Source organism: Pseudomonas sp. SIMBA_067 (assembly GCF_046534675.1).
GTDB classification, from domain to species: Bacteria; Pseudomonadota; Gammaproteobacteria; order Pseudomonadales; family Pseudomonadaceae; genus Aquipseudomonas; species Aquipseudomonas putida.
Genome location: NZ_JAWRYH010000874.1, coordinates 1 through 254, shown reverse-complemented (window position 1 = coordinate 254; position 254 = coordinate 1). Strand labels below are relative to the sequence as shown.

The following is a 254-nucleotide window of genomic DNA, read 5'->3' as shown; positions in this document are numbered from 1 at the left end:
CGGCAGTGCCTTGGCCCGGGCGTCACGCTGGAACAGCATCCCCGACTACCTCGACAAAGCCGATGAGCAGATGTGCCTGTTGGTGCAGATCGAAAACCGCGAGGGCCTGGCCAATCTGGACGCAATTGCCGCCGTCGACGGAGTCGACGGTGTATTTATCGGCCCGGCGGACTTGAGCGCATCGATGGGGCATCGGGGCAATCCTGGGCACCCTGAGGTGCAGGCGACGATCGAGGACGCCATCGTCCGCATCC

General features: G+C 64.2%; 1 protein-coding gene. It reads left to right on the top strand.

Annotated elements, in window-relative coordinates; genetic code table 11:
- A partial coding sequence (locus tag SB765_RS31720; RefSeq protein ID WP_410932767.1) for an aldolase/citrate lyase family protein occupies positions 1 to 254 on the top strand: 254 nt, incomplete at both ends.